Raw genomic sequence first — 11596 nt, forward strand, 5'->3', positions numbered from 1 at the left:
TGCTCCCCCCCGCACCGGCGGTACCCGCCGCCAGGTGCTCCCCTATACCGACGGCACAGTCCTAGCGATGGCCCCTGCCCCAATACCAACCGTAGTGGTGGCCGTTGTTGCCGCGTCCGCTGTTGCCGTTATTCCCGCTTCCGCTATTCCCGCTGCCGCTGTTGCCGTTATTGCCGCTGCTACCGTTGCCGGTCGCGCCGGTCCCGCTGCCTCCGGTGCCCGAGCTTCCGCCGGACACGTCGCTGGTCGAACCAGCAGTCGTCGCAACGGTCGTCGTCGCACTTGACGACGTCGACGTGGCACTGGCCGCGGATGCACTGCTGCTCGCCGTGACCGCCGTTACGCTGGAGCTGTTGCTGGCCGTTGTCGTCGTGCTTGCCTTCGTATCGCTCCAGACCGTTTCGGTGCTGCTGCTACTGGCGTTCGCGTTACGCACGCGCCCCGGCGCGACGGCGCCGTGAGCGAGCCCGCGCGTGACCTTGTTGAAGTTCAGCTTGACCTCGCCGAGCGAGCTCGAGATGCGCACGACGCCGCCCTTGGGCGCCTGAGCGCCGGCCGCTGGATGCGATTGCGCCGCCGCGCCGGCCGCCTTGGTCCCCTTGTCGATCGGACCGAGCGCATGGATCGCATGGCCGTTTGCCGCGTTGCGCGGTGCCGACAGGCCCGACTTGGGCACCGGGACGCGCTCGATCGTCGAGGCGCGCGGCTTGCCGTGCTCGATCGGATTGAAGGTCCCGGCACCGCTCAGGCTGAGGCCGGGCTTGCCGTGCTCGAAGGCCGTGGCGGCTTGTCCCGGCATGACCTGCGCGATCTGTCCGGTCTTGAAGTCGGAGACTTCAACCTGGCCGCGGACCACGCCGACCTTGGTGCTGCCAGCATTCACGGTGACGCTGAACTGCGTTCCCTTGACCACGGCGGCGAGATACGGCGTCTCGACCTCGAAATGCTTGACGTTGCGCTTCTCGACCTCCAGCAGGATCGAACCCGCCCGCTGGATGATCGTGGTCGAGAGCCCTTCCTTCTTCTCGGCCGGCAACCCGACCACCGAGTTGGGAGAGATCAAAATCGATTCCTCGCCGCGGACGAGCAGCACGCGTCCGTTTCGTCCGGTGCGAATGGTGTCGCCAGGCTTGAGCGCCTCGTCCTGATTCAACGACACAGGCTGCGCGCCGGTGGTGGCGACCCAGACCTCGCCGGTGGCTTTGCTGACTGACCAGACGCCATCCTCTGCGGCCGATGCAGCGGAAGCCATTCCCAGGATCAGCGCCGCCGCAAAGCCGCACCGCATTCCAATTCTGCCGAGCATGACGTTCCTCAGTCCGCGTTACAGCCAGACCGGGGACGTATCCGAAATCACTCAAGAGAGGATTAGCGGGAAGTGGCGAGCCGAGCAGCGGCATTAACCAATCATTGACCATAAAAAACTAAGAAAAATCATGCAGCTAACGAACTCTTACGGCACTGCGGGAAGATCTCAGTCAAACTACGGGGACCGCTTCGCCGCGTGCCTTAAGAAGCGGCATCTCCTTGCCGCATTGGCGCTCCTGGCACCAATTTTTACGAGTGTCCCGCACTCTTTCGCACAGCAGGCGAACCAGCCGGGCTTTGATCCGCGTCAGCCCGAGAAATACTTTGAGAACCAAACCGAGCAGGAATCGCTGAGCCGTCCTTCGGTCAAGCTGCCGAATGTCGGCCAGCCCAACACTGGTGGAGATACAAAGCCGCAATTCGTGCTGCGCGGCGTCAATGTCAGCGGCGCCCAAGCCATTTCCCGCGATCGCATCGCCGCAGCCTATCAGCCCTATCTCGGCAAGAAGGTCTCGCAAGCCGACCTCGCCGCGATCGCCGGCGCGATCAGCGATCTCTACCGCGCAGACGGCTTCCACTTAAGCCGCGCGATCGTGCCGCCGCAGGACATCGCCGACGGCCGTGTCCGGATCCAGGTGATCGAAGGCGCCATCGTGCAAGCCGAGCTGAAAGGCGACGGCGCCGGGCAGTTCGGCGTGAGGCCGATGCTGGGGCCGGTTCTTGCCGAGCAGCCGTCGCGCCTGGCAACGCTCGAACGTCAACTCTTTCTCATCAACGGCAGGCCGGGCGTCCGGATCACCGACACCGCACTCGAGGAGATCGGCGGTGCCACCGGCCGCTTCCGCCTCATCGTCTATTTGAAGACCTGGCACGTCTTCTCGTCGTTCGGCCTGGATAATCTGGGCTCGTCGTCAGTCGGCCCGTGGCAGACCTATGCGACCGGCGCTTTCAACTCCTATCTCACGCCGGGCGACACGCTCGCGGTCAACCTGTCGACGATTACCAACGACCCGCGCGAGCTCGGCTTTGCGCGGCTGTCCTATGACGCACCCGTCGGCGTCGACGGCGTGCGTCTCGGCGCTTCCGTGCTGTACAGCGCGGTCCGGCCGGGCGACGCCCGCCGACTCGACAGCGACATCACCACGACAGAGGCGTTCGAGCTGCGGGCAAGCACCGTGCCCTTCATGTCACAATCTTCGGCGCTGACGCTCACCATGGCGGGGATCTTCAGCAACGTGTCCGAGCACGATGTTTACGGCCCGTGGTACAACGACCACATCAGGACCGCGAGCCTGACCGCCGACTACCGGCTCCAGGATCGCTTCGGCGGCACCAATTTCGCGACGCTGACCTACCGTCAGGGCCTCGACATCTTCGGCGCCTCGCATTTCGACGACGATCTGTTGTCGCGCGACGGCGCCGCGTCGAACTTCTCGGTGCTGAACCTCTGGTTCACGCGCTACCAGACGCTCAACGACGCCTGGTCGCTCAGGCTCTCCGCTGCGAGCCAAACGGCATCACGGCCGCTCTTCACCTCGCAGCAATTCTATCTCGGCGGTGCGGCGTTCGGCCGGGGCTATGGGGCGGCCGAGATCAGCGGCGACAATGGCCTTGCCGGCTCGCTCGAAGTGCGTTTCGACCAGAAGCTCAATTTCCGTTACTGGACCGGTTATCAGCTCTACGCCTTCGGCGACGCGGGCGCAGTCTGGAACGACGGTTACCGCCTGAGCGACGGCCTGGCGCTGACATCGGCCGGAGCCGGCGTGCGGTTCTTCCTGCCGGACGATCTCCAGGCCGATCTCGGCGTGGCCGTTCCCTTGAGCTACCGGGCGCCGGACAACGAGCGCCGCAGCCCGCGCTTCCTGTTCACCCTGTCGAGCGCGTTCCGGCTTTGCCCCGAACGCGGCAGGGGCGGCTGCCTCTAGCCGCACAGCCTTTCGGTTGACGCGCGCCTTGATGCGGCCCTTTTGGGGCGCTTCTCACAGACTTGCCGAAATTTAATCCCGCAGCCTGCTCACGATCGCTCGATCCGGGAGTTCCCGATAGCCATGTTCAGCCGAAAGTGATTTGAGACCGATCCATGAAAAGGGTGTTTGCAATCCTGGCTTTTCTCTGCGTCCTCGGCGTCGGCCAGTATTTCGTGGTCAGCCGGTTCGCGATCCGCCATGAGGTTTTGACCCTGTTCGATGCCGCGCGTCAGCGGCCGATCACGGTCGAACTCGCGGTTCGGCGCGATTACGAGACCAAGGCCAATCTCGGACTCTGGAAGCTCCCGCTCGCCATCATCAGCAACGGCAACACCGTCAAGGCCACCGAGTATTCCTTCCTCGCCAACGTGCTCGCCGCACGCGGTTATCTCGTTGCCAGCATCCAGCAGGACCTGCCGAGCGATCCGCCGCTGATGACCCATGTCGGTCAGCAATATGTCGGGCGGCGCGAGGTCTATATCCGCTGCGAGGCCAACATCCTTTTCAGCCTGGCCGAACTGAAGCGACGGCAGGAAAACGTCGACTACGACCACATCACTCTCGTCGGACATTCCAACGGTGGCGACGTCTCGATGTATGTCGCACATCAGCACCCGGAGATCGTGTCGAAGGTGATTACGCTCGACAATCTGCGGGTGCCCTTCGTGCTCAGCGACAACATGAAGATCTTGTCGTTCCGCTCCAAGGATCCGCATTTCCAGACCGATCCGGGCGTGCTGCCAACGCCGGAAGAAGCCAAGGCGCGCGGCATCGACATCGTCCATACCGGTGCTCAGCACACCGAGATGAGCGATCGCGGTCCCGATGCGGTCAAGCAGAAGATCCAGGAGACGCTCGACCGCTTCCTGCGTGACAGTGCCAGCAGCGCGCTCGCGCCGGCGGACACCAGAAGCCCGATGATCATGAACCCCGGCGACTATTAGCCCGGAGCCGTTTGCGGCAGATCAAGGCAGCTTCGGGCTGGCTACGATAGGAAGGCCTCACCATCCCGGAGAGGCACGTGTCGCGCTCCATCGAAAGCCTTGATACGAAAAGTCTTGATGCGGCAAGCTTTGGCCTGCCCGCAGCGAGGGCATTGGCATTTGCGCGGTATCTCTATCGTGCGACCCGCAAGCTGCTGCGGTCGATCATCGCCCGCATCGATCTCTCGCAATTTCCAGGATCGTGCTGCGGCTGAGCGCCGGCGGCCGAAAGCAAATGCATGGGGGTCGCCGGATGCATCGGCAACTTTCCCTTGAATCGGACCGAACCCGACGGCATCGCGGCCTACATCGGATCGCTACATCAGCTGCGCGCTGACGGGTCGCGACACAATCCGCGAAATGCAAATCCCTGCCGGAGGACCGACAGGGATCAGCAAAAGCATGATGGACGGCGAATAGCCTGTTTGGTGGCCTGTCATGGACCTGCGCCAGCAGCGACGTGCGGATCTCCGCATCACGCACGATCAATATGTGGGCCTGCGGCGCACCCGCCGGAAATCAGGACTTCCCCTTGCCGGGCTGCATGAAACTGCCGGTCATCTGGCGCATATGGTCCCCTGCGCTGGTAAACTGGCTGCGCAGGAAGTCCGACTGGATTCGCATCGCTTCCTGAAGGTCGGTGGCTTGCACGAGCTTGCGCGCGTGCTCGAACGCCGACTTCATGTTCTGCTCAGTGAACGCGAGCGCCTGCTTGGACACTTCGGTGCCCGCTCCGGGAACCGACGTCATCGACTTCGTGGCGGCCTCGAAAAACATGCCGAATGCCTTTTCGGCCTGGTCGATCGTCTTTTCGGCCAAATCGCGCAGTTCGGCTGGGACTTCGAGCTTCGGTTCGATCATGGTCGTCCTCCTCCCTTTTTCCCAACTGAATACCACACTTGCCGGATCGCATTCCAGCGGGAGCCTGGGGAACAAACGCCGTCCGGCGGTCCGGCTCCGGTAGGAAACGGGGAACGAGGCGTAGCGCCGGCGCTCGGCCGGGCTCAGGACAGGGGGTGCTCGGGAAGGGTTTCTTCGGTGCCGAGGTCTTCGACCAGCTTGATGACCTCGAAGCGCTGTCGAGGCGCTAGCTTCAGGAACGCACGAAGCAGGCGTAGACTTTCGACGGTGCTGCTTGCGGGCGCGCCGAGCTTAAGGTGCAGTTCAGCCGCGAAATTGAGGTTTTTCATCTCGCACCTATGACAAGCATCGGCCTTCGTGATCAGATATCGAGGTCTCGCTCGAGAACCGAACACCATGACCGGACGCCATGGTGACCTTGAGATCTCCGCCGGGGCACCCGGTGGGTTAGCACGCTGAACCGCATATTCACACGAACTGGCTCAACCGAACAGGTTGCAATTATGTCAAGAAACAACCCTTCCGGCAAGCCCAACCGTCGCCGCAGCGATGCTCCGTCTGCAGCGCACCACGGCAATTCCGGATAACAGGAATATGAACAGCCGTCACCCTCCTGCGTCAAGAAGCGGCATCACTCACGCACACAGCCTTGATCGCTGTCAATCGGCGCGCCGTTTCGCCGTGTTTCCGGTGTGAACGGCGATTGGCGATGTCAGATTAAAGTTTCTTCAGAGTATACACGTAATTGTTGAGCCCGACCTTGGCGGTTGTATCGTCGACGAAATGAACTTCGACTTCGCATCCGGTCTCCAGCGTCTTGATCCGTCCGCCAGTGAAGCCGAGCGATGCGGCCAGCGCCTTGGGATCGGCCTTCTTGTCGCCCCGCTGCATCTCGTCGAATGCGCCCTGGAAGATCATGTCCGGGCCATCATTCGTCACCTTAGTACTGCGGCTCTGTGCAGGCAAAGGGACGGGGCACTTGGATGACCTCCCCAAGGTTCATCGGTCCGAAGATTATCTCTGCCAATGAACCGTCGTTCAACCTGGAACGACCAAGCGGTTGCGAAGCGGCCACGCAGACCAGGGGCGCCATGGCTGACGGACTTCTCGATTCGGGCGCGCCTCAGCACCAAAGGACGACGGCATGCTTTCTCGCTGCGATCTCATCAAGGGCGCCGCGGTCGCGCTTCTCACCCTCTCGATACAAGGCGCACGGGCGCAGGAGACCAGAATGAATCTGTTCAAGATCGTCACCATCAAGGACGAGATCGTCGTCGGATTGTCGGCGGAGGAACTCCAGGCGCTCGGCGGCAATGATGCGAGCGCGGTTGCGCACGCGCTGGCGCAAAAGGGCGATCTCACGGTCTGGCAGTACAACGTGCATCGCGGCCCCAACGGCGAATTGCAACAGGCGCCGACCGCGAAGATCGGGCTTCTGGCCAACGCATCGCTCCGTGTCGAGCCCTATACGACGCCTTACCAGATCGTGCCGCATCCCTAAGGAGCGGCGGTGCGCCTGCGGCCGGGCTCGCAGGCGCACCGCCGTCATCGGGACCGCTGTGCCCGACGAGCCTCGCGTTCCGTTGCAAAGCCGTAGACCAGCGCCAGCCGGTCCAGGCATTCGCGAAAGCGCCGTGCGAAATAGTCGTTCCAGCGCTGGGTCCGAACGGCGCGCCGTTCCCCGATCTGATCCATGGTCAGCCCCAGCACCAGGACGTCGTGCACCAGCGCGGCGCCGTCGGTACCGAGTTCGCGCTCGACGTGGTTCAGGCGCAGCACAGCCTGGCGCTGGCCCTCGGTGACGGGCTCGCGCGAACGCGTGCCATCGACATATTCGCGCGTCGGGTCCACCGCCTGGGGACCGCGCTCCGCCCTCTCCCAATCGGTCTGGAAGGCGCGCCCGCCGCGATATTGCGCCTCGTCGATCTGGTGATGCGCGTGTAACCGGCCGAGCGGATCGCCGCGAACCGAGCGGACGGCCACGATCTTCTCGCCGGCATCAAGCGCCAGCGGATTGTCGACCTCGACCTCCGCCAAATCGGCATTGAACGGCGCCTCGCGCGATCGCCGGTCGTAGATTCCACTCAGTCTGTAGGATTTGTTGCGTCGGGCACGGGCCACTCGGATACTCCTTGCAAAATTGACGATCCAACGGATAGCAATCCGTCAGGCGGCAGAGACCAGCCTCAATACGACGGGACCAGCGGCACGGGCGGATCCAGATCCGGATCTCCGCGTCAGGCGAGCATGCGGCGCGCAGTAACTCGAACCCGGCTGGCGCGGATGGCCGCAGAAGGCGATCTCCTCCCCCTCCCTGTCGCCGCCATAGGGATAGCGGCAGTCGTCGCGCCCGAGTTCGACCAGCGTGATCAGGCGCGGCTGGACGCCGACACAGCGCAACTTGACCCGCGCGACGGGCTTCATTGCGGACTTCGGCGGCACGTTCAGGTACGGCAATGTCGACCGGCGCGGCGACGGCATCCACGCCTCACCCGGCAAAGACGGCACGATCGACGGACTCCTCATCCGTGCCGGCGCGATGAGGCCGAGGCGCTTGGCGCGGCCGACCACCGCGCTGCGCGTATAAGCGGTTCCAAACCTTGCGTTAATCTGGCGTCCGATCTCCGCATAAGAGATGCCTTTGAGAAAATAGTCGCGAAGCGCGTCGGAGTGCTCCGACGGCCAATGGCCCGGTTCCATGCAGCTGTCCTGTGATTTCCCCGATCGCGCGACCGGAAGGCGGAGCACACATTCCGGTATTCCGAAGCGATAGTCAAGCCATAATTCTGATATTCATAATTGCATCAATTCCGAATTTCGGATTACAAGAGGCGGGACGATGGGTAATCGAGGGAATCACCATGTTGGACGTTGCTATGATCGAGCGGGGCCTGGAGAAGACGGGCAAGAGCAAGGGCGGCCTTGCGGCAGCCATGGGCGTGCGGCCCGGCGCGGTGTCGGAGATTCTCGGCGGCGAACGCCTGGTGAAGGCGTCGGAAATCATTCCGATCATGGAATATCTTGAGCTCAATCTCGCGCCCATCATGGGCCGCGTCGGCGCCGGCGCCGTGATCGAGCCGGATTATGAGCAGGTTCCGCCGGAGGGCCTCGGCGATATCGCGCTGCCATTCCCGATCATGGAAGAGACGGTCGCCTTCGAGATCGTGGGCGACTCGATGCTGCCCAAATACGAGAGCGGCGACGTGATCGTGGTCTACAAGGATCAGCGCCATCCGCTGTCGAGCTTCTACGGCGAAGAAGCCGTGGTGCGGCTCAAGACCGGCGAGCGTTATTTGAAGACCATCGAGCGGGGCAAGTCGCCCTCGGTCGTCAACCTCACCAGCTTCAACGCCAAGCCGATCGTCGGCGTCAAGCTCGAATGGGTCGGCGAGATCTGCCTGTCCATGCCCAAGGGTCAGCTCGAGCGGCTGCGTGCCAAGTCGGCGCGCCCTCGCAAGAAGAGCAAATAGGCGTCTATTTCCGATTTTCGGAAAGTTCCTTGACTTAGTTCTGATTTTCGTAAATACTCTGCCGCGCTCCGACCACGGGCGCGGCAGGATCGTTTCATGCAGTATTTCGTCGTGATGATCGACTATGGGCGGCGCGGACGCGAGGCGGTCGTCGATCCCGAAATCACAAGGCGCGAGGTCGTCTCCCGCGTCGCTTCGGGTGAATATCAAAACATCTCGTTCATCCACGAAATCGCGGAGAATTCGGTCGAGGACGTCACCGAGGCCATCCTGACCGAGGCCGCCCTCCCCCGGGTTCCACCTGAAGAAGTCGACCTCCAGGCGATCCGGCTCGATCACGCCCGCGACCTGCGCAAGCATGAGCGGACGTGACGCAGGCCGGGAGCACCGCTCCGATGGAATCGGAACGGCGCTCCAGATTTTTGTTTTGACGCGTTTTCTTTACGCAAACCGGTATCGACTTCGCTCGAAAACGCTCTGATAAACCTGCGCCAACATCCGGCTGGAGATCACACCGTGAGAACGGTCGAGCCCGTGGTCTTGCGCGCGGCGAGATCGGCATGCGCCTTGGCGGCATCCTTCAGCGGATACGTCTGGTGCACCTCGATCTTGACCGCGCCGGACTTCACGACGTCGAACAGCTCGCCTGCCATCGCGACCAGGTTCTCGCGTTTGGCGGCGTAGGTGAACAGCGTCGGCCGAGTGACGTAGAGCGAGCCCTTCTGCGCGAGCAGACCGAGATTGAGCGGCTCGACAGCGCCGGAGGACGCACCGAACAGCGCGGCCACGCCGAGCGGCGCAAGGCAGTCCAGCGACTTCAGGAACGTGTCCTTGCCGACGGAATCGTAGACCACCGGCACCTTCTTGCCACCCGTGATCTCGTCCACGCGCTTCACGAAATCCTCGCGCGTGTAGATGATGACATGATCGCAACCATGCGCCTTGGCGAGCTTGGCCTTCTCGTCGTTGCTGACGGTGCCAATCACGGTTGCGCCAAGATGCTTGGCCCACTGGCTCAGGATCAGGCCAACGCCGCCGGCCGCGGCATGGAGCAGGATGGTGTCGCCGGCCTTCACGCGATAGGTCTGCCGGATCAGATATTGCGTGGTGAGTCCCTTCAGCATCATGGCCGCCGCGGTCTTGTCGTCGACGCCGTCAGGCAGCTTCAACAGCCGGTCGGCCGGAATCAGCCGCGCCTCGGAATAGGCGCCGAGCGGCGATGCGCCATAGGCGACGCGATCGCCCGGCTTCAGATCGGTAACACCGGGCCCGATTTCCTCGACGACACCGGCCGCCTCGCTGCCAAGACCACTCGGCAATTGCGCGGGATACACGCCGGAACGATTGTAGATGTCGACGAAGTTGAGACCGACGGCGGTGTGGCGGATGCGCGCCTCGCCAGGTCCGGGCTTGCCGACGCTGACCTCCTCCCAGACCAGGACTTCAGGACCGCCGGTCTTGTGAAAGCGAATGGCATGCGTCATGGGCGTTGCTCCCTTATTCGTTGCAGTGAAGGTCCGTGGAAAGCGGATCGGCCTGTGAAATAGGCATTTGGTCCGCCCGTTACAGTACAGAGACGTAACAAGAATGTCACAGCGAACGACAAACGCCGGCCGTTCCGCCTCTGTTCGTAAAAGGTGATGACGGCCCTTGGTGCGACCGGCAGTAGGTTTCGCACGGGGTTTGGTGGTCGCCTGCGAAGGAGAGCCGAGATGCCAGCTTATGTACAGCATCATCAGGACATCGAAATCGCGCCTGTAATCTGCCCCACCTGTATGGGGTTCCTGCCGATGTATGTTCGCGAGATCGAACCGCATTGGAGCCTTGCCACGATCGACTTCGTCTATGAATGCGCGGACTGCGGCGCCGAAGTCCGGCAGACCATCCGCAAGCCGGAGCTGCTGCGGCACTGACCGCCGTCGGCGAACCGCTCAAGTATTTGCGTTAAGCGGAAAAAACGCCGTCGGCGCGGGTCTGATGCCTCCCAAACGAGGCTTGTTCTTTGCCGGGAACGCAGGCAGAACAAGCCCCAAGCAAGACCTTTGGGAGCGCCCTTTCGTGGCTGAACAGAAGGCCTCGACCTCGATCGAGGCAGTGGAGAGCGGCCTCGCCGCACAGGGCTATATCGCGAGCCGGCAGATCGCGACGGCCGTCTATTTGTCGCAACAGATCGAGAAACCGATCCTGGTCGAAGGCCCCGCGGGCGTCGGCAAGACCGAGCTTGCCAAGGCCATTGCCGCCTGGCGCGGCATGAAGATGATCCGCCTGCAATGCTATGAAGGCCTCGACGAGGCCAAGGCGCTCTACGAGTGGAAATACGCCAAGCAGCTTCTCTACACCCAGATCCTCAAGGACAAGCTCGGCGAAGTCCTCGGCGGCGCACAGACGTTGCACGCCGCGCTCGAGCAGCTCCATGATTTCGGCGACGTCTTCTTCTCTAAGGAGTTCGTCGAGCCCCGCCCTCTGCTCCAGGCGCTGGAGCAGCCGGGCGGCTGCGTGCTCCTGATCGACGAGATCGACAAGTCGGATGCGGAATTCGAATCGCTGCTGCTGGAAATCCTCTCCGATTTCCAGGTCACGATCCCCGAGCTCGGCACGGTCTCGGCGATCACGCCGCCGACGGTGATCCTCACCTCCAACAGCGAACGCGATCTCGGCGACGCCCTGAAGCGGCGCTGCCTGCATCTGCATATCGGCTTCCCCGAGCAGCGGCTGGAGGAGCGCATCGTCGAAAGCCGCGTGCCCGGCATCTCGCAGACGCTGCGCCGGCAGATGGTCGGCTTCATCCACGAGATCCGCTCGCTCGACCTCAAGAAGCTGCCCTCGGTCAGTGAGACCATCGACTGGGCGCGCGTGCTGGTTCTGCTTCAGGCCACGGACCTCGATACCGAGATCGTCAAGGACACGCTCAACGTGCTCCTGAAATACGAGGCCGATATCGAGGCGGCTCACCCTCAAATCACGACCTTCATTGCCAAGGCGGCACGGTCCAACGTCTTCGGTTGAC

General features: G+C 62.8%; 15 protein-coding genes and 1 pseudogene. 8 read left to right on the plus strand and 8 right to left on the minus strand.

Going from position 1 to position 11596, the window contains the following annotated elements; all coding sequences use genetic code 11:
• Positions 1–61: 61 nt before the first annotated feature.
• Complete coding sequence (locus NLM25_RS31305) at positions 62–1306, minus strand: FecR domain-containing protein (RefSeq protein WP_254139575.1); 1245 nt, start codon at positions 1304–1306, stop codon at positions 62–64.
• Between the two features lie 130 nt (positions 1307–1436).
• Between NLM25_RS31305 and NLM25_RS31310 the strand changes: the two genes are divergently transcribed.
• Together NLM25_RS31310 and NLM25_RS44490 are read left to right on the plus strand one after the other, a co-directional pair.
• Complete coding sequence (locus NLM25_RS31310) at positions 1437–3233, plus strand: ShlB/FhaC/HecB family hemolysin secretion/activation protein (RefSeq protein WP_254139576.1); 1797 nt, start codon at positions 1437–1439, stop codon at positions 3231–3233.
• 476 nt (positions 3234–3709) lie between these two features.
• Positions 3710–3952, plus strand: a pseudogene (locus NLM25_RS44490) (alpha/beta fold hydrolase); the annotation flags it as partial.
• Positions 3953–4068: 116 nt separating this feature from the next.
• Here NLM25_RS44490 and NLM25_RS44495 read toward each other — a convergent pair.
• Positions 4069–4200 (minus strand): hypothetical protein, encoded by a 132-nt coding sequence (locus tag NLM25_RS44495; RefSeq protein WP_375166945.1) that lies wholly within the window; start codon positions 4198–4200, stop codon positions 4069–4071.
• Between the two features lie 96 nt (positions 4201–4296).
• Between NLM25_RS44495 and NLM25_RS31320 the strand changes: the two genes are divergently transcribed.
• The gene (locus NLM25_RS31320) at positions 4297–4473 is read left to right on the plus strand and encodes a hypothetical protein (protein ID WP_254139577.1); all 177 of its coding nucleotides are present in this window, start codon (positions 4297–4299) and stop codon (positions 4471–4473) included.
• Positions 4474–4777: 304 nt separating this feature from the next.
• Here the strand turns inward: NLM25_RS31320 and NLM25_RS31325 are convergent, their stop codons facing one another.
• The 3 genes from NLM25_RS31325 to NLM25_RS31335 all read right to left on the minus strand — a co-directional run bounded on the left by NLM25_RS31325 (position 4778) and on the right by NLM25_RS31335 (position 6058).
• Positions 4778–5119, minus strand: coding sequence for a phasin (locus tag NLM25_RS31325; protein ID WP_254121542.1), 342 nt, complete (start codon positions 5117–5119; stop codon positions 4778–4780).
• A gap of 143 nt (positions 5120–5262) precedes the next feature.
• Complete coding sequence (locus tag NLM25_RS31330) at positions 5263–5448, minus strand: hypothetical protein (RefSeq protein WP_014493704.1); 186 nt, start codon at positions 5446–5448, stop codon at positions 5263–5265.
• A 388-nt stretch (positions 5449–5836) separates the two neighbouring features.
• Positions 5837–6058, minus strand: coding sequence for a hypothetical protein (locus tag NLM25_RS31335; protein WP_254139578.1), 222 nt, complete (start codon positions 6056–6058; stop codon positions 5837–5839).
• 205 nt (positions 6059–6263) lie between these two features.
• Here NLM25_RS31335 and NLM25_RS31340 point away from each other — a divergent pair, with 205 nt between their 5' ends.
• Complete coding sequence (locus NLM25_RS31340) at positions 6264–6620, plus strand: hypothetical protein (protein WP_254139579.1); 357 nt, start codon at positions 6264–6266, stop codon at positions 6618–6620.
• 44 nt (positions 6621–6664) lie between these two features.
• Here the strand turns inward: NLM25_RS31340 and NLM25_RS31345 are convergent, their stop codons facing one another.
• Both NLM25_RS31345 and NLM25_RS31350 read right to left on the minus strand, forming a co-directional pair.
• Entirely contained in the window at positions 6665–7240 is a 576-nt protein-coding gene (locus NLM25_RS31345; protein ID WP_254139580.1) for a hypothetical protein, read from the minus strand.
• Between the two features lie 45 nt (positions 7241–7285).
• Positions 7286–7819: a GcrA family cell cycle regulator gene (locus NLM25_RS31350; RefSeq protein ID WP_254139581.1), complete on the minus strand. Its 534-nt coding sequence runs from the start codon at positions 7817–7819 to the stop codon at positions 7286–7288.
• Between the two features lie 161 nt (positions 7820–7980).
• On the opposite strand from NLM25_RS31350, the gene NLM25_RS31355 reads away from it, so the two are divergent.
• Positions 7981–8589, plus strand: coding sequence for a S24 family peptidase (locus tag NLM25_RS31355; RefSeq protein WP_028156659.1), 609 nt, complete (start codon positions 7981–7983; stop codon positions 8587–8589).
• 96 nt (positions 8590–8685) lie between these two features.
• Positions 8686–8961 carry a hypothetical protein gene (locus NLM25_RS31360; RefSeq protein ID WP_254139582.1) on the plus strand — a complete coding sequence of 92 codons (276 nt, stop codon included), beginning with the start codon at positions 8686–8688 and terminating at the stop codon, positions 8959–8961.
• Between the two features lie 137 nt (positions 8962–9098).
• On the opposite strand, the gene NLM25_RS31365 is transcribed toward NLM25_RS31360, so the two are convergent.
• Entirely contained in the window at positions 9099–10073 is a 975-nt protein-coding gene (locus NLM25_RS31365) for a quinone oxidoreductase (RefSeq protein ID WP_254139583.1), read from the minus strand.
• A gap of 228 nt (positions 10074–10301) precedes the next feature.
• Here NLM25_RS31365 and NLM25_RS31370 point away from each other — a divergent pair, with 228 nt between their 5' ends.
• Together NLM25_RS31370 and NLM25_RS31375 are read left to right on the plus strand one after the other, a co-directional pair.
• Positions 10302–10502 carry a hypothetical protein gene (locus NLM25_RS31370; RefSeq protein WP_254121548.1) on the plus strand — a complete coding sequence of 67 codons (201 nt, stop codon included), beginning with the start codon at positions 10302–10304 and terminating at the stop codon, positions 10500–10502.
• A gap of 145 nt (positions 10503–10647) precedes the next feature.
• Entirely contained in the window at positions 10648–11595 is a 948-nt protein-coding gene (locus NLM25_RS31375; protein WP_254139584.1) for an AAA family ATPase, read from the plus strand.
• The last annotated feature ends 1 nt before the right edge of the window (position 11596 follow it).

The sequence above is a fragment of the Bradyrhizobium sp. CCGB01 genome (genome assembly GCF_024199795.1).
Taxonomy (GTDB): domain Bacteria; phylum Pseudomonadota; class Alphaproteobacteria; order Rhizobiales; family Xanthobacteraceae; genus Bradyrhizobium.